Annotated in this window: 13 protein-coding genes and 3 rRNA genes; 9 read left to right on the plus strand and 7 right to left on the minus strand. The window is 67.5% G+C overall.

The genetic code is table 11. The annotated features are described in order from the left end of the window. Positions 1-11: 11 nt before the first annotated feature. Positions 12-1,760 (minus strand): serine/threonine protein kinase, encoded by a 1,749-nt coding sequence (locus tag QA802_RS19855; protein ID WP_334524476.1) that lies wholly within the window; start codon positions 1,758-1,760, stop codon positions 12-14. Positions 1,761-1,976: 216 nt separating this feature from the next. On the opposite strand from QA802_RS19855, the gene QA802_RS19860 reads away from it, so the two are divergent. After that, positions 1,977-2,756 (plus strand): carbonic anhydrase, encoded by a 780-nt coding sequence (locus QA802_RS19860; protein WP_334524477.1) that lies wholly within the window; start codon positions 1,977-1,979, stop codon positions 2,754-2,756. On the opposite strand, the gene QA802_RS19865 is transcribed toward QA802_RS19860, so the two are convergent. After that, complete coding sequence (locus QA802_RS19865) at positions 2,753-3,508, minus strand: trypsin-like serine peptidase (RefSeq protein ID WP_334524479.1); 756 nt, start codon at positions 3,506-3,508, stop codon at positions 2,753-2,755. The genes QA802_RS19860 and QA802_RS19865 overlap by 4 nt on opposite strands. A 534-nt stretch (positions 3,509-4,042) precedes the next feature. Between QA802_RS19865 and QA802_RS19870 the strand changes: the two genes are divergently transcribed. The 7 genes from QA802_RS19870 (at position 4,043) to QA802_RS19900 (ending at position 13,134) form a co-directional block, all read left to right on the plus strand. Beyond that, on the plus strand, positions 4,043-5,392 hold the full coding sequence (locus QA802_RS19870) for a S53 family peptidase (protein WP_443042146.1): 1,350 nt from the start codon (positions 4,043-4,045) through the stop codon (positions 5,390-5,392). Between the two features lie 408 nt (positions 5,393-5,800). Next, positions 5,801-6,109, plus strand: coding sequence for a DUF8827 family protein (locus QA802_RS19875; RefSeq protein WP_003991275.1), 309 nt, complete (start codon positions 5,801-5,803; stop codon positions 6,107-6,109). Between the two features lie 201 nt (positions 6,110-6,310). Continuing rightward, complete coding sequence (locus tag QA802_RS19880) at positions 6,311-7,159, plus strand: DUF8175 domain-containg protein (protein WP_334524481.1); 849 nt, start codon at positions 6,311-6,313, stop codon at positions 7,157-7,159. Next, positions 7,149-8,486, plus strand: a complete 1,338-nt coding sequence (locus QA802_RS19885; protein ID WP_334524484.1) for a hypothetical protein — start codon at positions 7,149-7,151, stop codon at positions 8,484-8,486. Before QA802_RS19880 ends, QA802_RS19885 begins: the two co-directional genes overlap by 11 nt. Continuing rightward, positions 8,483-10,042 (plus strand): SCO6880 family protein, encoded by a 1,560-nt coding sequence (locus QA802_RS19890; RefSeq protein WP_334524486.1) that lies wholly within the window; start codon positions 8,483-8,485, stop codon positions 10,040-10,042. The genes QA802_RS19885 and QA802_RS19890 overlap by 4 nt, the downstream gene beginning before the upstream one ends. Before the next feature lie 9 nt (positions 10,043-10,051). Continuing rightward, positions 10,052-11,479 carry an ATP-binding protein gene (locus QA802_RS19895; protein ID WP_334524489.1) on the plus strand — a complete coding sequence of 476 codons (1,428 nt, stop codon included), beginning with the start codon at positions 10,052-10,054 and terminating at the stop codon, positions 11,477-11,479. Positions 11,480-11,493: 14 nt separating this feature from the next. Further along, positions 11,494-13,134 (plus strand): type IV secretory system conjugative DNA transfer family protein, encoded by a 1,641-nt coding sequence (locus tag QA802_RS19900; RefSeq protein ID WP_443042147.1) that lies wholly within the window; start codon positions 11,494-11,496, stop codon positions 13,132-13,134. On the opposite strand, the gene QA802_RS19905 is transcribed toward QA802_RS19900, so the two are convergent. The 5 genes from QA802_RS19905 to QA802_RS19925 form a co-directional block, all read right to left on the minus strand. After that, entirely contained in the window at positions 13,123-13,722 is a 600-nt protein-coding gene (locus QA802_RS19905) for a GNAT family N-acetyltransferase (protein WP_334524491.1), read from the minus strand. The genes QA802_RS19900 and QA802_RS19905 overlap by 12 nt on opposite strands. A 94-nt stretch (positions 13,723-13,816) precedes the next feature. Further along, positions 13,817-13,933: ribosomal RNA gene (gene rrf / locus QA802_RS19910) — 5S ribosomal RNA — on the minus strand. 90 nt (positions 13,934-14,023) lie between these two features. Further along, positions 14,024-17,146 (minus strand): 23S ribosomal RNA (locus QA802_RS19915). A gap of 320 nt (positions 17,147-17,466) precedes the next feature. After that, positions 17,467-18,992 (minus strand): 16S ribosomal RNA (locus QA802_RS19920). The 16S, 23S and 5S rRNA genes sit together here, the layout of an rRNA operon. A 659-nt stretch (positions 18,993-19,651) precedes the next feature. Continuing rightward, positions 19,652-20,230 carry a MarR family winged helix-turn-helix transcriptional regulator gene (locus QA802_RS19925; RefSeq protein WP_334524493.1) on the minus strand — a complete coding sequence of 193 codons (579 nt, stop codon included), beginning with the start codon at positions 20,228-20,230 and terminating at the stop codon, positions 19,652-19,654. Between the two features lie 149 nt (positions 20,231-20,379). On the opposite strand from QA802_RS19925, the gene QA802_RS19930 reads away from it, so the two are divergent. After that, the gene (locus QA802_RS19930; RefSeq protein ID WP_334534763.1) at positions 20,380-21,642 is read left to right on the plus strand and encodes an MFS transporter; all 1,263 of its coding nucleotides are present in this window, start codon (positions 20,380-20,382) and stop codon (positions 21,640-21,642) included. Positions 21,643-21,849: the final 207 nt, after the last annotated feature.

Here is a 21,849-nt window from a genome sequence, read left to right on the forward strand (position 1 = left end):
CCCCTGTCAGTCTATGAGTTTCCCACCCGGAATCCGGTGCAACCGATGCTCTCGTAGTCGGTCGGGCTGCTCTTGACGTGATAGATGACGGCGGTCCAGTCACCCGGGTCGTTGACCACGGGGATCGACGGATCGGACTTGACGGCGGAGAGGTGGCTGCGGAAGTCGTCGGGGTAGGTCAGCTCGACGAACCCGCCGTCCTTCCAGTGCTCGTAGATGTCCACCGGCTTGCTCGTGTAGCCGATGTTCTTGCTCTCCATCATCACCGCGTACGGCTTGCCCGTGTCGGCGTCGATCTCGTGCGGCGGTTTCACGCCCACCGAGACGTAGTACGGGGCCGGCTTCTTGTCCTCGAGCTCCGCGTACTTGAAGCGGAAGGTGATTCTCGCTCGGTCGGCGACGGTGGGGGAGTCCGGATCGTCGACGTCGTCCACCCCGTACTGAAGTTCCTTCGGCGCACTGACCGCGCCGATCTGGGCGCACTTGCCGATACCGTGCGCGGCATCGGCCGGCTCCGTCGACAGGGTCCAGCGATCTCGGGAGACGCGGTCGTTCAGGATGTACTCCGGCGCCTTTTGCGACACGGCGCTCGCGGTGGGAGACGCCGAGGGCGACGCGCCGCTGCCCGTCCCCCCCGCCCTGTTCCCGTCCAGCACCTTCAGCGTCACGGCGGTGCCCGTCCCCACGACCAGGGCGACCGCGAGGGCAACGATCCACGGCGTGCGACGCGACCGTCGCTGTTCCGAAGCGGCCGTCGGCGCCAAGGGCGCGTGGGTGGGCACGTATCCGGGGAGGGCCGTCGGCACGTACCCGGGCCCCACGGTCGGCGCGTAGGCCGGCGGTGTCGGCGCTCCGTGCCCCGGCGGGACCAGTCCCGCCGCCCTGGCTGACTGGAGGTCCTGCGGCACGGCCTCGACGTCGCTGGTGAGACGAACGTAGAACGGATCCTCGGCGAGCGCGGAGGTCACCGCGCAGCGGGCGATCACCTCGGCCGGCCCGGGACGCTGATCGGGGTCTTTGGCCACGCAGTCCTGTATGAGTTCGGCCAGTTCCGGCTCGACCCCGCCGAGGTCGATGTCCTCGTGCACCACGCGGTACGACACCGCATGCGTGGGCCCCGACCCGAACGGCGGACGTCCCGTCACGGCGTAGGCCAGCGTCGCCCCGAGTGCGAACACGTCCGCGGCCGCTCCCACCTGATTGCTGATCAGTACCTCGGGTGCGGTGTACCCGGGTGTCCCCGGCGCGAGTCCGGTCTGCGTCAGGGCCGTGTCGGCGGCCCCTCGGGCGATGCCGAAGTCGATGAGCAGCGGCCCCTGCGGCGAGAGGATCACGTTCTGCGGTTTGAGGTCCCGATGGGTCACTCCGTACGCGTGGACGCTCGCCAGCGCTTCGGCCAGAGCGGCGAGCAGCCTCCGCGCACTGTCCGAGGGCATCGGTCCCCGCTCCCGCACCGCGCCGCCCAGGGTCGGCCCGGCCACATACTCCGTCGCCAGCCAATAAGGCGCCGTGTCGAGGGAGGCGTCGATGAGGTTGGCGGTGTACGCGCTGCGGACCGCCCGCACCGTCTCGACTTCGCGCCGGAACCGTGCCAGCGCTTCCGGGTGGTCGACGATCTCGTCCCGGATGACCTTGATCGCGACGAGCCGTCCACCGGGCGAGCGCCCGAGGTAGACCTGCCCCATGCCACCCGCGCCGAGCCTCGCGAGAAGCGTGTGCGCGCCTATCCGCGCAGGGTCCTGAGCCTTCAGTACGTCCACTGAACCGACCTTGCCACATCGATCAGTTGGCCATGGAGGCGAGCCGTGCCGCATGTCTCCGTGCGGCCGCTCCCGCCCCCCGGCAAGCCGGTCGTGCAAAGGACGGCCCGGGCCGACGCCAAGCATCGCCCAACGTTCGATCCTCAGATCGTCATGCGGGGCCATGATTCGGCAACCTGTGCGACCGGGTTCGGGCTCGGACGTACGTTCCACCGCGTGAACCCTGAAGACGCCCCCCACAGATCCGTACAGCACCCTCCGGCCTCCGCCGCCACCGCCCGCCGCGCGCTGCTGCGCGGCCTCGCCGGCACGGCGACACTGGGCGGCTTCGCCCTCGCGGCGGCCCCCGCCTCCGCCGCCCCCCGCGCGACCGCCTCGCGCCACACCTCCCCGCGCGGTACCGCGCCCCGGCCCGCCACCGCCGACCAGGCGCTGCGGGAACTCGCCGCGGGCAACCGGCGCTGGCGCACCTACTGCGAGCGCCATCCGGACGAGACGCCCGCGGTCCGGACGAGCCTGACGGCCGGTCAGCAGCCCTTCGCCGTGGTCCTCGGCTGCATCGACTCGCGCGTGCCACCCGAGCTGGTGTTCGACCAGGGCCTCGGCGATCTGATGACCGTCCGCAGCGCGGGCGAGGTCCTCGACGAGGCCGTTCTCGGCAGCGTGGCCTACGGAGTGCTGGAACTGGGGATACCGCTGGTCATGGTGCTCGGGCACCAGTCGTGCGGCGCGGTGAAGGCCGCGGTGCAGGCAGACCGGTCCGGTGAGCGGCTGCCCGCCCACATCCAGTACCTGGCGGACCAGATATCCCCGGCCATCGACCGCACGAAGGACGGCGACGCCCGCGTCGACTCGACCATCGACGCCAACATCCGGGCCGTCCGCTCACGTCTCGCCGCCGAGCCCGACCTCGCCGCGAAGATCTCCGCCGGCGAGCTGGCCGTCGTCGGCGCCCGCTACGAGCTCACCACCCAGCTCGTGCATCCCATCGCCTAGGGCTCCTGGGAATCGGAGGTCGCCTCCCGGTACAGCGCCGCGGCCTCCGGCCCCAGGACCACGCTGTACGAGACGTCGTCCGTGGAGCCGCCCTGCTCGTGGCCGCCCAGTATGCCGACGACCTCGCCGTAGCCGTTCACCCACGGGCTGCCGCTGGTGCCGCCGGAGAAGCCGGGGCAGGCTATGCGCTGCTGGGTGGCGGTGTGGACGGTGGGTTTGTTCACGCACCGTATCGGCGCCTCTTTGGCGCTGGGGTAGCCCGTCACGGTGACGGGCGTGGCCCCCGTGGCGGTGCCCGGGGTGAACCGGTTGCCGCCGACCACGTCCTCGACGCCCTCGCCGTCCGGCTTCTCCAGCGCGGCGAACGCCACGTCGCTGTCCTCGTCCTGCCCCTGTGTCCACCCGTCGGGCAGGAAGACCCTCGTGACCTTCCAGACCCCGTAGGGGGCCTCGCCGTCCTGGTAGCCGGGGACGAACGCCACGTCCTCGGCGTTCGTCAGGCAGTGCGCCGCCGTGACGACCAGGTCGCGGTGCGGGCTGTGCACCACGGACGCCGTGCAGACGTGCCCGCCGGCCAGTCTGCCGACGTCCGCGTCGTCCGCCGCGAACAGCGCGCCGACCTTCGCGGACTGCGCCGTCGCCACGGCGACGGCCGTCACCCCGAGGGGCCCGGGCCCTCCGTCGGCGGCCGCCTCGGAGGCGGAGGTGACGGCCAGCAGCACGACCGCACCGAGCAGCGCGTTTCTGTTCATCGAATCCACTGTGTCCCACGAAGGTGAGAGAAGCGACAGATACCTCTCCCGACGCTACCCACACCCGGCCCGCACAACCGTTCCCCCTTCGCTCGCCAGTACGATCAGCGCGACCAGCACGAATGCCCCGCAGCGGCCAGCACAGGCCCGCCCGGGACGCAGCCCCCGCCCACCCGGGACGCCACCCCGCCCGCACTCGGCGGCATCGACGCGCGCGGCCGGCGACACCGCGCGAGGCGCAGACGACACCACGCGAGGTGAAGTCCCGGCACGCCGCGTCCACTTGACCGGGACCATCCGCCCCCATAGGTCAAGCGGCGGCCATCGCCGCACCATCCCCCCGTCATTGATCAGCAATCACCCGGCCCCCTCCGGTATTGCGGAAGTCAGGATTCCACCAGGCATCTTGTTGTCGCGTACTCAACAAAGGAACAGTCGTCGTGGGCCGCCGCCCGCCACCGGGGACCACGTACCGGTGGCACGCATCACCCCCACCCGCACCGCCCCTGTCACCCCGTCATCAGGAGCTGTCCGTTGCGTACGACGACTTCCCCCGCCTCCCCCACCTCCCCCGCCACCCCCGTCAGATCCGGCCGACGAGGCCGCGCCGGCGCCTCGATCCTCGGCGCCGCCGCCCTCGTACTCGCCGGACTCGGCACCGCGGCCCAGGCGAACGCGGCACCCGCCCACACGACGCCCTCGAAGGTCACCTGGGCGGCCACCCCCTGTGCCACCCCCAAGCACAAGGGTGACCTGACCTGCAACTCCTTCCGCGTCACCGGCGGCACCACCGCCTTCCAGAAGGCACGCGCCGCCGACACCGGCGAGGCCGCCGCCGTCACCCCGAAGGCGGCCGCCGCCGGCCCCACCGGCTACGGCCCGTCCGACCTCCAGGACGCCTACGGCCTGACCGGCGCCGCATCGGGCAACGGCTCCGGCGAGACCATCGCGATCGTCGACGCGTACGACGACCCGAACGCCGCCGCCGACCTCGCCAAGTACCGCTCCTACTACGGCCTTCCCGCCTGCACGGTGGCCAGCGGCTGCTTCAAGAAGGTGAGCCAGACCGGCTCGACGACCTCGCTGCCCTCCGCCGACAGCGGCTGGGCCGAGGAGGAGTCCCTGGACCTCGACATGGCCAGCGCGGTCTGCCCGAACTGCAAGATACTGCTCGTCGAGGCCACCTCCGCGTCCATGGCCAACCTCGGCAAGGCCGTGAACGAGGCCGTGACGCTGGGCGCGAAGTTCGTCTCCAACAGCTACGGCGGCGCCGAGTCCTCCTCGGACACCTCGTACGACACCTCGTACTTCAAGCACGCCGGCGTCGCCATCACCGTCAGCGCGGGCGACGAGGGCTACGGGGCCGAGTACCCGGCCTCCTCCAGGTACGTGACGTCCGTGGGCGGCACCGCCCTGTCCACGTCCTCGAACTCCCGCGGGTGGACCGAGAAGGTCTGGAACACCAGCTCCACCGAGGGCACCGGCTCGGGCTGCTCCGCCTACGACGCCAAGCCGACCTGGCAGACCGACACCGGCTGCGCCAAGCGCACCGTCTCCGACGTCTCGGCCGTGGCCGACCCGGCGACCGGCGTCTCCGTCTACGACTCCTACGGCGTCACCGCCGGCTGGTACACCTTCGGCGGCACCAGCGCCTCCGCGCCCATCATCGCCGCCGTATACGCCCTCGCCGGCACCCCCGGCAGCAGCGACTACCCGGCCGCCTACCCCTACGCGGCCGCCGGCACCTCCGCCCTGAACGACGTCACCAGCGGCAGCAACGGCTCCTGCTCCTCCAGCGCCTCCTACCTCTGCACCGCCCGCTCCGGCTACGACGGCCCCACCGGCCTCGGCACCCCCGAGGGGACGGACGCCTTCACCGGATGACCTGACCACCCGTCACCACTCGTCATCATCCGTCACACCGAACAGCCACAGTGAGCCGTGGGGGCCACGCGTGGCGAAGGGCGAACGGGCCGCGGCACCCAGCCGCGGCCCGTTCGCCCTTCGTCGTGAGACCATCGAAACGTACGCTCACCCGACCGGCCGTCAGAATCCGCGCAGGGCCGCGAAGTGGGCTAACGACGGAACCACACCTCAGGTTCCGCTCCGGCCTCGTTGCCCGGCGTGACCTGCCGTGATACACAGAGTTACCATACGAGCTATTCGTACGAATCCCACCCGCCAATGACGCCAAGTCGACACTACGACGGCGACTTTGTCGGCGAGAATGAGACGTGACCTCTGCACACCCGCAGAGGCCGGCAGAACTACCCACCAGGGGCGGTGACTTACATGCTGTTCGCGGCCGACAAGGGCGACATCAACACCATCATCGGCGGGATCGCTCCCGACTGGGGGCCCTTCGGCAGCCTGGGCAACGAGGCCAAGGTGATGATCGAGGTCGTGATGGCGGTCGCCATCCTCCTCTGCCTCGGCATCGCCATCTGGGGCGCGGCCAAACAGCGCATCGGCGCGACGGCCCTGCGGGACACCTTCAGCGCGGAACAGGGCAAAGGCCTCATCATCGCCGGCCTGACAGGCGTCTTCATCATCGGCTCCCTGGGGACCCTGTTCACGATCGTGTACGGCATGGCCGTGTAGCTGCGGCCACCGCACCACCCCCAGTCCCGTCCGGGCACGCCCGGCCCCCCGTCCCCACCCACCTGTCGTGCCCACCGGCTGAGGTTGCGTTTCCCTGATGTCCCTGATGTCGAGTCACCACACCGCGCCCGCGCGGGAACCAGCACGGCTACCGTCGTACTTCTACGCGTTCCGGTACGGCAACGAGGGGGCGTACCCGGCATGACTCCCGGCGACGACAACGACTACGGCGAACCCGCGCGCACCGACGAGGGCCCGCGCTACGGCGGAACACGCGTCCGGCTCCCGGAGGACGACCCCTACGGCCAGGCCCGCAGAGGCCCGCGCGGCCCCTCACGCAGCATGGTGACGGTCGTCGGCGTCGTCGTCGTGCTGATCGCGGCGATCGCCTTCGCGAACCGCGGAGGAGATGATTCCCCTTCCGGGTCGTCCACTTCGACGGCCGGCGGCAAGCCGAACGCCACCAGCACGGAGGCAACCGGCACAAAGCCGGTCCAGTCGAAGACGGGCGGGATCCCCTCGGGGTTCGCCCACACCCGGCAGGGAGCCGAGTCGGCCGCCGCCAACTTCGCTGTAGCGCTGGGCTCGACCGGCATGTTCCAGAAGAACAGCCGGCACGACCTCGTCGACACCGTCTACACCACCACCGCCGCGGCCAAACTGCAGGCCGCGATGGACCAGGCGTACTCGGCCGACTTCCTCGCGAGAATGGGCCTCGACGCCGACGGCAACGCCCCGAAGGGCAACACCTTCGTCTCCCGGGTGGTGCCGGTGGGCACGACCGCACAGGCCTACTCCGCCGCCGGAGCCAAGGTCGCCGTCTGGTACCTGGGCCTCATCGGCATGTCCGGCACGACCTCGACCGACCCGGTCACCTCGTCGTGGAAGACCTGGACCTTCGACCTCCAGTGGACCGACGGTGACTGGAAGATCGCTGGCGACACCCAACAGGACGGCCCCGCGCCGGTCCCCGGCGACGATGCGGCCGCCACCTCCGACGAGATCAGCAAGGCCATCGAGGAGTACGGAGGGTTCACGTATGCCCGGTAAGCCGCGCCGCCTGCTCCGGCTTGCCGGAGTCGTGGCAGCCGTCCAAACCTCGGCCGTGCTGCTGGCCACCCGCGCCTTCGCGGACCCGACACCCTCCTCGTCTCCTTCGCCGTCCCCCTCACCGTCCGGCAGCCTCGACTGCAGCCTCATCTCGGGAGAGGCGAAGAAGTACTGCGAGAAGGGCAACGCGGACTCCTCCACCACCAACCCCGGCGTCTCCGACACCCTCGACCCGCTCTCCTCCCTCGCCAAGGGCTGCGCCGACGCCGCCTCCTGGACCGTCGACAAACTCAGCGACGCGGTGAAGGACACGGCGAACGTCGACTTCACCAACGAGCGGTTCCTCAAGCAGTACGCCGTCGTCTTCGCCGCCTCGACCGTCCTGACGCTCCTGTTGTGGCTGCTGGCCGTCGCCAAGCGGGCGGTGCGCGGAGTGCCCCTGACCACCGCCATCGGCGAAGCCGTCGGGTTCCTCTGGCTGACCGTCCTGGCCTCCGCCTTCACCCCCCTCGTCCTCTACACCGTCGTCTCCGCCACGGACGGCATCACGGACGTCCTCGCCAAGACGACCGGCAACCAGACCGACACGTTCTTCGGCACCTTCTCGCAGGCCCTCGCCAAGGGCGAGAACATCGGCGGCGGCCCGATCATGCTGATCGTCGTGTCCCTGGTGTCGATCCTCGCCGCCGGAGTGCTGTGGCTGGAGCTCGTCATCCGGGCCGCCCTGCTCTACGTCGGCGCGCTGCTCGGCACGGTCGTCTACGCGGGACTGGTCGACAAGAACCTGTGGAGCCACGTCCGCCGCTGGGCCGGCATCATGATCGCCGTCATCCTCGTCAAGCCGGTCATCGTGATAGTGCTCGGCCTGGCCGGAGCGCTGTCCTCCGCCGACGGCCCGGACTCCTTCTCCGCCGTCGTCTCCGGCCTCTCCATCATCCTGCTCGCCATCTTCGCCAGCGCGATGATCTACCGCTTCGTCCCCGGCTTCGGCGACGAGATCGCGAACGGCCGCAACAACCGCATCATGCAGGGAGCCGAGGGCAAGGCCGCCGCCGTCATCAGCTCCCCGGCGAACCTGGTCGCCCAGGGCATCAAGACGCACAGCACCCGCGCGGACAACGGCGGCTCGTCCGGATCCGCCGGCGGCCGCCCCGCCAACCCCGTGTCCGGCGGGGTCGCCGCGCACAGCTCACGCACCGGGAACGGGGGCAGCGGATCTGTCCCCTCCGCCGCACCCGCCCCCCGCGCGAGCAGCCCCGTCAACACCCCGCACGCAGGCAACACCCGAAACAGCAGCAACAACCGCACGGGAGGTGAAGGGCGTTGACGACCGATTCCCACGTGTCCCACGCGATCACGCCCCGCCGTACATATCTGATCGGCCGCGCCCGGCCGAACGCGATCGTCGGCCGCAACCGCGAGACCGGCGAGATCGCGCTCATCGTCATCGGCGCGTTCCTCGGCATGATGTGCGGTCTCCTCGTCCCCGTCCTCGCCCTGCGCATCGTCCTGCTGAGCGGTTTCCCCATGCTCGCGCTGGCCGCGGTGTACGTGCCGTACAAGCACCGCACCTTCTACAAGTGGTTCGAGATCAACCGCAGCTACAAGCGCACCCTCCGCCGGGGCACCACGTACCGCTCGGCGGCCTCGGAGGCCGGCACCCGCCTGGACGGCCAGGAGGTCGAGGTCGTCCCCCCGCCGGGCATCGGCCGCATCAGCTGGCTGGCCGCCCCCTTCGGCCCCGACGAGATCGCCGTCCTCCTGCACGCGGACCGCCGCACGGTGACCGCGGCCATCGAGATCGAGGGCCCGGGCGTCGGCCTGCGCGACAGCGAGGACCAGGAAGCCCTCGTCGACCGCTTCGGCACCCTCCTCAAGCACGTGGCCAACGGCGACGGCTTCGTCACCCGGCTGCAGATACTCGCCCGCACCCTCCCCGCCGACCCCGACGCCCACGCCAAGGACGTCGCCGTCCGCGGGGACGAGAGGTCGCCCGACTGGCTGGCCCGCTCCTACGACCAGCTCCAGTCCATGGTGTCCACCAGCAGCGAGCAGCACCGCGCCTACCTCGTCGCCTGCATGCACTACACCCGTGAACTGGCCGCCGAGGCCCACGCGATGGCCCGCGCCGCCCACCCGCGGTCGGGCCGCAAGCTGGACCGTGACGCCGGCCTCGCCGTCGTCATGGCCCGCGAGCTGACGGACATCTGCTCCCGCCTCCAGGAGGCGGACATCCGCGTCCGCCAGCCGCTCGGCCAGGGCCGGCTGTCCTCCCTCGTCCACTCCATGTACGACCCGGACCACCCCATCGACCACATCCAGGCCATGACCAGGCGCAACGCCTGGCCGGCCGAGCTGGACGCCATGGAGCCGACGTACCTCCAGGCCAAGACCCGCGAATCGTCCACCCGCGCCCCCTGGTGCCACGCCACGGCCTGGGTGAAGGAATGGCCGATGACCCCGGTCGGCGTCAACTTCCTGGCCCCCCTGCTGGTCCACACCCCGGACGTCATCCGCACGGTCGCCGTCACCATGGACCTCGAACCCACCGAGGTCGCCATCGAGCGCATGCTCACGGAGAAGACGAACGACGACGCGGAGGCCAGCCGCGCCGCCAAGATGAACCGGACCGTCGACCCGCGCGACGTCGCCGCCCACTCCCGCCTCGACCAGCGCGGCGAGGACCTGGCGTCCGGCGCGGCCGGCGTGAACCTGGTCGGCTACATCACGGTCTCCTCCCGCAATCCCGAGGCGCTCGCCCGCGACAAGCGGACGATCAGGGCGTCGGCCGGCAAGTCGTACCTGAAGCTGGAGTGGTGCGACCGGGAGCACCACCGTGCGTTCGTGAACACCCTCCCGTTCGCCACCGGAATCCGAAGGTAGGGGCTTCACATGCGGGACCCGATGTCCGTCCTCACCGACGCCTTCACGTCCTTCCTGTTCGGCAAGGTGGAGACGACCCGCCTTCCGGTCCGCACCTCCACCGGCCAGGCCCAGGCCGTCTACCTCCCCACGGCCGCCCCCGGCCTCGGCGACTCCGGCGTCATCATCGGCCGCGAGGTCTACTCCGGGAAGGGCTACATCTACGACCCCTTCCAGCTGTACGGCCAGCAGCTGCCCGCCCCGCACTGGCTCGTCCTCGGCGAGTCCGGCAACGGCAAGTCGGCCCTGGAGAAGACCTACGTCCTGCGCCAGCTCCGCTTCCGCGACCGGCAGGTCGTCGTCCTGGACGCCCAGGGCGAGGACGGCGTCGGCGAATGGAACCTCATCGCGCAGGCGCTGGGAATAACCCCCATCCGTCTGGACCCGATGGCCGCCCTGGACATGGGGATCCGCCTCAACCCCCTGGACCCGTCGATCACCACGACGGGCCAGCTCGCGCTGCTGCGCACGATCATCGAGGTGGCGATGGGCCACGGCCTCGACGAGCGTTCCGGTTTCGCGCTCAAGGTCGCCCACGCCTACGTCAACGAGACGATCGTCGATCGCCAGCCGGTCCTCACCGACATCGTCGAGCAACTGCGGCACCCCGAGCCTGAGTCGGCGGAGGCGATGAACGTCGCCATAGACGACGTGCGGGCCTGGGGCCTGGACGTCGCCCTCGTCCTGGACCGCCTGGTCGACGGCGACCTGCGCGGCATGTTCGACGGCCCTACGACGGTCGGCATCGACCTGGACGCGCCGCTGATCGTGTTCGACCTGTCCCACATCGACCGCAACTCGATCGCGATGCCGATCCTGATGGCGATCGTCGGGGTCTGGCTGGAGCACACCTGGATCCGCCCCGACCGGAAGAAGCGCATCTTCCTGGTCGAGGAGGCCTGGCACATCATCAGCAGCCCGTTCGTGGCCCAGCTGTTCCAGCGGCTGTTGAAGTTCGGCCGCCGTCTCGGCCTGTCCTTCGTGGCCGTCGTCCACCACCTGTCCGACGTGGTGGACGGAGCGGCGGCGAAGGAAGCCGCCGCCATCCTGAAAATGGCCTCCACCAGGACGATCTACGCCCAGAAATCGGACGAGGCGAGGGCCACCGGCCGGGTGCTGGGCCTGCCCCGCTGGGCCGTGGAGATCATCCCGACCCTCACCCCGGGCATCGCCGTATGGGACGTCAACGGCAACGTCCAGGTCGTCAAACACCTGGTCACCGAGACGGAACGCCCCCTGGTCTTCACCGACCGCGCGATGACGGAGTCGTCCGCCGACCGCATCGCCGACGACGACGCGCTGCTCGCCGCCGAGCTGGAACAGGAACGACGGGCGGCGGCCTTCATGGAACAGCACATCTCCGACCTGGACGGCTCGTCCGAGTCGACGGTGGCATAGAGGGCGGGGTGGTCATGAGACCGGGTGACGGGCATCGCCACGACAGCCACGGCTCCGGGCACGGTTCCGGACAGGGCTTCGGGCGGGGCTCCGGGCAGGGAGGCGTCCCCGACGGCCTGCTCGTCGGGATACTCGCCTTCCTGCTCGGCATGACCCTCCTCGTCTGGACGGCCACCGGACTGTCGGCCCTCCTCGCCCACGGCTCCTGGCCGTCCGGGGTCACCTTCACCCGCACCCCGCTGGCCATGCGCCACCTCATCGCCGAGCCCCACGACGTCCCCGGGGCCTGGCCCGACGCGGACGCCACGCAGTTCTCCGGCTACGGCCTCTTCTGGGGCCTGCTCATCGGCCAGCTGATGATCCTGCTCGTGCTCACGGTGTTCGTGATGGGCACCCTGGCCCGCTGGCGGGCCGTACGCGCACACCGAAGGGCGGACCGCACGGCTCCCGCCCCCGCCCCGCAACCTCAGCCCCAGCCCCAGCCCCAGCCCCAGCCCCACGAGGTGCCCACCCCTCGCACGGAGGCGACCCCGACGCAGGCCGCGGCCCCGGGGACCCGCGCCGAGCCGGCCCCGCACACACAATCCGCCGCGCAACCCGTCGCGCCGGCCGCCCCGCCGGCAGACCGGCACACCCTGACGGCGCCCCCGTCCCAGTCCCCGTCCCCGCCCTCCCCGTCCGCCGAGGCCGTCCCCGCGCCCTCCCACGGATGGGAGACCTCCCGCACCGAAGCCGGGACGGTCCACTACGCGCCCCCCGCGGCCCGGTACGCCCTCGCCTCCCAGGCCGTCAGGGACGCCCAGGGCCCGGCCCTCGTCCTCACCTCCGATCCCGCCCTCTGGCAGGACACCAAGGACGGCCGAGCCAAACTGGGCCCGGTCCACCTCTACGACCCGGCCCACCGCTGCGACACCCCCGCCCGCCTCCACTGGTCCCCCGTCGCCGGCTGCGAGGACAGACCGACCGCGGCATCCCGCGCGGCCGCGCTCCTCACCCCCGTGCGCCCCACGGCGCGCCTGGACCAGACGGTGGCCGAGACGGCCGAGACCCTGCTCCGCAGCTACCTCCACGCGGCCGCCATCGACGGCCGCACGGTCCGTCACGTCCACCGCTGGTCGCAGGGCACCGGCGTACAGGAAGCGGTGCGCGCCCTGCGCACGAACCCCAAGGCCGCCCCGGGCGCGGCCGGCGAGCTCGAAGCCGCCCTCACCGCTCACCCCGAACGCCGGGACATCGCCCAGGAGCTGACGGCCCGTGCCCTCTCCGCCCTGTCCACGGTGAACATCCGCGAGGCGTGCACTCCCAACCGAACTGATGCCCTCGCCTTGGATTCCTTCGTGGACGAAGGGGGCACTCTTTATGTGCTCGGTGAATCTCTCGAGGACCCCAGGACCAGCCCCGGCGCGATGCCTCTCCTGACGGCCCTCGTCTCCAGCGTGGTCGAGCGCGGCCGGCGCATGGCCGAACGGTCATCCTCCGGTCGCCTCGACCCACCACTGACCGTCGTCCTCGACGATGTGGCGGCCGTGGCCCCGATCCCCCAACTGCCGGACCTGCTGTCCGCCGGAACGGACCGCGGCCTGCCCACCCTGGCCCTCCTCCGCTCCCGCGAACAGGCCAGGGCCCGCTGGCCACACCACGACCTACCGGTCTGACACCCCGCCCGACGCCCGATCTGACGCCCGATCTGACACGACGGGCCGCTCGAGGGCGAACTCGTACTCGGTCTCCTGGGACTCCTCTCCCAACAGCACGGTCCGCCCGGTCGGCACGAACCCCGCCTTGCGGTACGCCCCCTGCGCCCGCAGGTTCCGCTCGTGCACGATGAGCCGCACCCGCTCCAGCCCCAGTTCCCAGGCCCAGTCCGCGGCGGCGTCGAGAAGCGCCCGCGTCATCCCGCTCCCCCGCCACTCCTTCCGCACGAAGACCCCTACGACGTGCCCCTGATGTCGCTCGACGGGCTCGCCGGCCCAGTCGACGCTGCCCGCCTCCTCCACGAGCAGGGTGACCGTGCCCGCCCACTGCCCGTCCTCCGCCACGGCGACGAACTGCCGAGCCCGGGCGGAACCCTCGGCCGCCCCAGCAGCCCGCTCCTGCCAGAACGAGTCCGGCCGCTCCGCAGCCGTCTCATACGTTTCCAGAAAGGCGAGCGGGGCCGCCGGATCCTCGAGCGCAAGCAACCGCAACGCCTTGACCGAGGCCCATTCCTCCGGCCGCACCACCCGAACCACATACGTGTACATGCAAAGCACAGTAGCCCCTGTGCTTCGCGTCGGAAATGCGTTTTTAACGCAGAAAACCCCCGTGCCGAATGGCACGGGGGTTTTCGCAATGATTGTTCGGCGGTGTCCTACTCTCCCACAGGGTCCCCCCTGCAGTACCATCGGCGCTGTAAGGCTTAGCTTCCGGGTTCGGAATGTAACCGGGCGTTTCCCTCACGCTATGACCACCGAAACACTATGAAACTGTTCAGCCGCACCACACCGTGACCATGGCATGGGGCTGTTCGTGGTTTCAGAACCAACACAGTGGACGCGAGCAACTGAGGACAAGCCCTCGGCCTATTAGTACCAGTCAGCTTCACCCATTACTGGGCTTCCACATCCGGCCTATCAACCCAGTCGTCTACTGGGAGCCTTACCCCATCAAGTGGGTGGGAATACTCATCTCGAAGCAGGCTTCCCGCTTAGATGCTTTCAGCGGTTATCCCTCCCGAACGTAGCCAACCAGCCATGCCCTTGGCAGAACAACTGGCACACCAGAGGTTCGTCCGTCCCGGTCCTCTCGTACTAGGGACAGCCCTTCTCAATATTCCTGCGCGCGCAGCGGATAGGGACCGAACTGTCTCACGACGTTCTAAACCCAGCTCGCGTACCGCTTTAATGGGCGAACAGCCCAACCCTTGGGACCGACTCCAGCCCCAGGATGCGACGAGCCGACATCGAGGTGCCAAACCATCCCGTCGATATGGACTCTTGGGGAAGATCAGCCTGTTATCCCCGGGGTACCTTTTATCCGTTGAGCGACGGCGCTTCCACAAGCCACCGCCGGATCACTAGTCCCGACTTTCGTCCCTGCTCGACCCGTCGGTCTCACAGTCAAGCTCCCTTGTGCACTTACACTCAACACCTGATTGCCAACCAGGCTGAGGGAACCTTTGGGCGCCTCCGTTACTCTTTAGGAGGCAACCGCCCCAGTTAAACTACCCATCAGACACTGTCCCTGATCCGGATCACGGACCCAGGTTAGACATCCAGCACGACCAGACTGGTATTTCAACGACGACTCCACCCGAACTGGCGTCCGAGCTTCACAGTCTCCCAGCTATCCTACACAAGCCGAACCGAACACCAATATCAAACTGTAGTAAAGGTCCCGGGGTCTTTCCGTCCTGCTGCGCGAAACGAGCATCTTTACTCGTAGTGCAATTTCACCGGGCCTATGGTTGAGACAGTCGAGAAGTCGTTACGCCATTCGTGCAGGTCGGAACTTACCCGACAAGGAATTTCGCTACCTTAGGATGGTTATAGTTACCACCGCCGTTTACTGGCGCTTAAGTTCTCAGCTTCGCCACCCCGAAGAGTGACTAACCGGTCCCCTTAACGTTCCAGCACCGGGCAGGCGTCAGTCCGTATACATCGCCTTACGGCTTCGCACGGACCTGTGTTTTTAGTAAACAGTCGCTTCTCGCTGGTCTCTGCGGCCACCCCCAGCTCGAGGAGCAAGTCCTCTCACCAAGCGTGGCCCCCCTTCTCCCGAAGTTACGGGGGCATTTTGCCGAGTTCCTTAACCATAGTTCACCCGAACGCCTCGGTATTCTCTACCTGACCACCTGAGTCGGTTTAGGGTACGGGCCGCCATGAAACTCGCTAGAGGCTTTTCTCGACAGCATAGGATCATCCACTTCGCCACAATCGGCTCGGCATCAGGTCTCAGACTATGTGGTGTGCGGATTTGCCTACACACCGTCCTACACCCTTACCCCGGGACAACCACCGCCCGGGATGGACTACCTTCCTGCGTCACCCCATCACTCACCTACTACAAGTCTGGTCCGTCGGCTCCACCACTTTCCATTCCCCGAAGGGTCCGGAACGGCTTCACGGACTTAGCATCGCCTGGTTCGATGTTTGACGCTTCACAGCGGGTACCGGAATATCAACCGGTTATCCATCGACTACGCCTGTCGGCCTCGCCTTAGGTCCCGACTTACCCTGGGCAGATCAGCTTGACCCAGGAACCCTTAGTCAATCGGCGCACACGTTTCTCACGTGTGTATCGCTACTCATGCCTGCATTCTCACTCGTGAACCGTCCACAACTACCTTCCGGTGCTGCTTCACCCGGCACACGACGCTCCCCTACCCATCACAGCGGGCGTTGGCCCTCATGCTGCAATGACACGACTTCGGCGGTACGCTTGAGCCCCGCTACATTGTCGGCGCGGAATCACTAGACCAGTGAGCTATTACGCACTCTTTCAAGGGTGGCTGCTTCTAAGCCAACCTCCTGGTTGTCTCTGCGACTCCACATCCTTTCCCACTTAGCGTACGCTTAGGGGCCTTAGTCGATGCTCTGGGCTGTTTCCCTCTCGACCATGGAGCTTATCCCCCACAGTCTCACTGCCGCGCTCTCACTTACCGGCATTCGGAGTTTGGCTAAGGTCAGTAACCCGGTAGGGCCCATCGCCTATCCAGTGCTCTACCTCCGGCAAGAAACACACGACGCTGCACCTAAATGCATTTCGGGGAGAACCAGCTATCACGGAGTTTGATTGGCCTTTCACCCCTAACCACAGGTCATCCCCCAGGTTTTCAACCCTGGTGGGTTCGGTCCTCCACGAAGTCTTACCTCCGCTTCAACCTGCCCATGGCTAGATCACTCCGCTTCGGGTCTTGAGCGTGCTACTGAAACGCCCTGTTCGGACTCGCTTTCGCTACGGCTACCCCACTCGGGTTAACCTCGCAACACACCGCAAACTCGCAGGCTCATTCTTCAAAAGGCACGCAGTCACGAGACGCCAAGCAAGCTTGACGTCCGACGCTCCCACGGCTTGTAGGCACACGGTTTCAGGTACTATTTCACTCCGCTCCCGCGGTACTTTTCACCATTCCCTCACGGTACTATCCGCTATCGGTCACCAGGGAATATTTAGGCTTAGCGGGTGGTCCCGCCAGATTCACACGGGATTTCTCGGGCCCCGTGCTACTTGGGTGTCTCTCAAACGAGCCGTTGATGTTTCGACTACGGGGGTCTTACCCTCTACGCCGGACCTTTCGCATGTCCTTCGCCTACATCAACGGTTTCTGACTCGCCTCACAGCCGGCAGACTGTGAAAGAGAGATCCCACAACCCCGTATGCGCAACCCCTGCCGGGTCTCACACGCATACGGTTTGGCCTCATCCGGTTTCGCTCGCCACTACTCCCGGAATCACGGTTGTTTTCTCTTCCTGCGGGTACTGAGATGTTTCACTTCCCCGCGTTCCCTCCACATACCCTATGTGTTCAGGTATGGGTGACAGCCCATGACGACTGCCGGGTTTCCCCATTCGGAAACCCCCGGATCAAAGCCTGGTTGACGGCTCCCCGGGGACTATCGTGGCCTCCCACGTCCTTCATCGGTTCCTGGTGCCAAGGCATCCACCGTGCGCCCTTAAAAACTTGGCCACAGATGCTCGCGTCCACTGTGCAGTTCTCAAACAACGACCAGCCACCCATCACCCCCAACCTGAGCTGGAGTTCACTGGGGCCGGCATCAGAAGGGCAAGCGAAAACGCTCGCACCCTCAGACACCCAACAGCGTGCCCGACCCGATCCCGCCCGGAGATCATGCTTTCCACGCTCCGAAGAGCAGTACTCGCAAGCCTCCGACCCGGAAACCGGACCGAATAATCAACGTTCCACCCATGAGCAACCAGCATCGGACGTTCGCCGATGAACTGGCCTCTGACCTCACCCCTAAGGGATCGGTGAGAAGTGCTCCTTAGAAAGGAGGTGATCCAGCCGCACCTTCCGGTACGGCTACCTTGTTACGACTTCGTCCCAATCGCCAGTCCCACCTTCGACAGCTCCCTCCCACAAGGGGTTGGGCCACCGGCTTCGGGTGTTACCGACTTTCGTGACGTGACGGGCGGTGTGTACAAGGCCCGGGAACGTATTCACCGCAGCAATGCTGATCTGCGATTACTAGCAACTCCGACTTCATGGGGTCGAGTTGCAGACCCCAATCCGAACTGAGACCGGCTTTTTGAGATTCGCTCCACCTCACGGCTTCGCAGCTCTTTGTACCGGCCATTGTAGCACGTGTGCAGCCCAAGACATAAGGGGCATGATGACTTGACGTCGTCCCCACCTTCCTCCGAGTTGACCCCGGCAGTCTCCTGTGAGTCCCCATCACCCCGAAGGGCATGCTGGCAACACAGAACAAGGGTTGCGCTCGTTGCGGGACTTAACCCAACATCTCACGACACGAGCTGACGACAGCCATGCACCACCTGTACACCGACCACAAGGGGGCGACCATCTCTGGCCGTTTCCGGTGTATGTCAAGCCTTGGTAAGGTTCTTCGCGTTGCGTCGAATTAAGCCACATGCTCCGCTGCTTGTGCGGGCCCCCGTCAATTCCTTTGAGTTTTAGCCTTGCGGCCGTACTCCCCAGGCGGGGAACTTAATGCGTTAGCTGCGGCACCGACGACGTGGAATGTCGCCAACACCTAGTTCCCACCGTTTACGGCGTGGACTACCAGGGTATCTAATCCTGTTCGCTCCCCACGCTTTCGCTCCTCAGCGTCAGTAATGGCCCAGAGATCCGCCTTCGCCACCGGTGTTCCTCCTGATATCTGCGCATTTCACCGCTACACCAGGAATTCCGATCTCCCCTACCACACTCTAGTCTGCCCGTATCGAATGCAGACCCGGGGTTAAGCCCCGGGCTTTCACATCCGACGCGACAGACCGCCTACGAGCTCTTTACGCCCAATAATTCCGGACAACGCTTGCGCCCTACGTATTACCGCGGCTGCTGGCACGTAGTTAGCCGGCGCTTCTTCTGCAGGTACCGTCACTTTCGCTTCTTCCCTGCTGAAAGAGGTTTACAACCCGAAGGCCGTCATCCCTCACGCGGCGTCGCTGCATCAGGCTTTCGCCCATTGTGCAATATTCCCCACTGCTGCCTCCCGTAGGAGTCTGGGCCGTGTCTCAGTCCCAGTGTGGCCGGTCGCCCTCTCAGGCCGGCTACCCGTCGTCGCCTTGGTGAGCCGTTACCTCACCAACAAGCTGATAGGCCGCGGGCTCATCCTTCACCGCCGGAGCTTTCAACCCCCACCCATGCGAGTGGAAGTGGTATCCGGTATTAGACCCCGTTTCCAGGGCTTGTCCCAGAGTGAAGGGCAGATTGCCCACGTGTTACTCACCCGTTCGCCACTAATCCCCACCGAAGTGGTTCATCGTTCGACTTGCATGTGTTAAGCACGCCGCCAGCGTTCGTCCTGAGCCAGGATCAAACTCTCCGTGAATGTTTTCCCGTGATCGGGATCGCACACACGAGAGCGGAACGTCGAGCGGAATAAGCCCGGCGTTCACAACGTCCTCGCTGTGTTTGTTTCAAAGGAACCTCATCCTCGGCTATCACTGCCGGGGACGGGGTATCAACATATCTGGCGTTGATTTTTGGCACGCTGTTGAGTTCTCAAGGAACGGACGCTTCCTTCGTACTCACCCTCTCGGGCTTTCCTCCGGGCAGTTTCCCTTCGGTCTTGCGTTTCCGACTCTATCAGACCGTTTCCCGATCCGATTTCCTCGGTGCTTTCCAGGTTCCCCGCTTATCTCGCGGTTTCCCTTTCCGGCGGTTCCGACTCTACCAGACCCTTTCGGCCCTGATTCCCGGTCAGCGGGAGTCGTCTTCGCGGCTGTTGGGCCGTTCCGACGTCCAAACCTTAGCGGATCCGTTCGGCAGTTGCTAATCGAGCTGCCGGCCCCGAATCGAATTGAATTCGGGCACGCCGAATTCAACCCCGAGGGAGATCGTGCTGTGGTTTGTGGTGCCGCTGCTGCGGCGGAGGTACTACCGGAGAACCGTTACGGCTCCGCGGCAACCCGAAGAACTCTACGGATCCTGGATGGGGCTGTCAACCGCCCCTGTCAAGATTTTTTAGGCCGAACGGGCGCGGTCCGTTCAGTCGAGGTCGCTGAGCCGGCCGCCCGCATCCGGCTGGGCGTGCTCCACGCGACGAAGGAGCCTGGTCAGGACGTCGCCGAGGGTGGAGCGCTCCTCTGCGGAGAGATCCTGGAGGAGGTCTTCCTCAAAGACGGTCGCCATGCGCATGGCCCTCAGCCACTTCTCCCGGCCCTCGGGTGTCAGCTCCACGATCACCCGGACCCGGTTGGTCTCGTCCCGTTCACGGGTCACCAGGCCCTCGGTGACCATGCGGTCGATCCGGTGTGTCATCGCGGCCGGCGTCAGGCCGAGCCGCTTCGCGAGGTCGCTCGGGCCCAGGCGATACGGAACACCGGAGAGGACGAGGGCCTTGAGGACCTCCCACTCGGCGTTGCTGATGCCGAGGTCGGCGGTCTGGCGGCCGTAGGCGACGTTCATCCGGCGGTTGAGGCGGGAGAGCGCCGAGACGATCTTCTCGACCTGTGGGTCGAGGTCCTGGAACTCGCGTTGGTAGGCGGCGATCTGCTCTTCGAGAGTCGGCTCGCTGCCGAGGCCGAGGCCGGTTCCGGTGCCGGCCGTGCCGGGGGTGTCGCCCATGGGAACAAGTATCGCACGGGGTGCGTTCGGGTTGAAGTCCTTCGAGGTGTACAGTTTAGCTTCGAACTTTAGCTTCTAAGTCTTCGGTCCTAAGTACTGAGGGCTCCTACCTGATTGAGGTGAACGTGACCAGGGCGATGGGCGCAGCGATGCGCCGGATCCACGTGGGCAACGCACTCAGCGCGTTCGGGCTCGGTTTCACCGTCCCGTACCTGTACGTCTATGTGGCGCAGGTGCGTGGGCTGGGGGCCATGACGGCGGGGCTGGTGCTCGCCGTCTTCGCCGTCGCCGCGCTGATCGTGCTGCCGTTCGCCGGCCGGGCGATCGTGCGGCGCGGTCCACTGCCGGTCCTGCTCGCCGCTCTGGTCACCGCCGCGCTGGGCGCGCTGGGCCTGGGACTGGCCGGCACCGCCGCCGCCGTTCTGGCGGCCGCGGCCGCGCTCGGGGCCGGGCAGGCCGTGATGCAGCCCGCGCTGGCGACGATGATCGTGGACAGCTCGACCTCGGAGACGCGCTCGAGGGCGTTCGCGACGCAGTTCTTCCTGCAGAACCTGGGGCTCGGCGTGGGCGGGCTGATCGGCGGGCACCTCGTCGACACGACGCGGGTCGCTTCCTTCACTCTGCTGTTCGGCATCGAGGCGGCGATGTTCCTGCTGCTGGCCGCGGTGATGTCGACGGTGCGGCTGCCGCGCGCCCCGCGCGTGGGAGACGCCCCGCAGTCCGCGCGGGGGAGCTGGAAGCAGCTGCTCGGCAACCGGGCCATGGTGCAGCTGTGTGTGCTGGGCTTCGTGCTGTTCTTCGCCTGCTACGGGCAGTTCGAGTCAGGGCTGAGCGCGTACGGGGTCGAGGCCGCGGGTATTTCGACGTCCGCGCTCGGGACCGCTCTGGCCGCCAACACGGCGATGATCGTGGTGGCGCAGTTCGCCGTGCTGAAGTTCGTGGAGCGGCAGAAGCGGTCGCGGGTGATCGCGGCGGTGGGGCTGCTCTGGGCCGTGGCGTGGGTCGTGGCGGGGTACGCCGGGCTCGGGCACGGCAGCAAGGCGATGGCGACGGCCGCGTTCGTGTCGACGTACGCGCTGTTCGGGCTGGGCGAGGCGATGCTGTCGCCGACGCTCGCGCCGCTGGTGGCCGATCTGGCTCCGGCCGGGCTGGCGGGACAGTACAACTCGGCGTTCGCCCTGGTGAAGCAGCTCGCGCTGGCTGTCGGGCCGGCGGTGGGCGGTCCGATGGGGGCTTCGCTGCACGCGCCGTACATCGTGACGTTCCTGCTGTTCTCGCTGGGGATCACCTACCTCGCGCTGCGGTTGGGGCGGCAGCTGACCGCCGTCCAGGACCAGCCGTGGCTGGTGCGCAGGCGGGTGGTGGCCCGGGGTGGGGCCGCCGCCGTGCAGCCGGTGCCCGCGGAGGCCTGAGGCGCTTCGCGCGGAGCGCGCCCACCGCGGGTTCTCGCTGGGGATCACCTACCTCGCGCTGCGGTTGGGGCGGCAGCTGACCGCCGTCCAGGACCAGCCGTGGCTGGTGCGCAGGCGGGTGGTGGCCCGGGGTGGGGCCGCCGCCGTGCAGCCGGTGCCCGCGGAGGCCTGAGGCGCTTCGCGCGGAGCGCGCCCACCGCGCGGGGA

Source organism: Streptomyces sp. B21-105, assembly GCF_036898465.1.
In the GTDB taxonomy this organism is placed as follows: domain Bacteria; phylum Actinomycetota; class Actinomycetes; order Streptomycetales; family Streptomycetaceae; genus Streptomyces.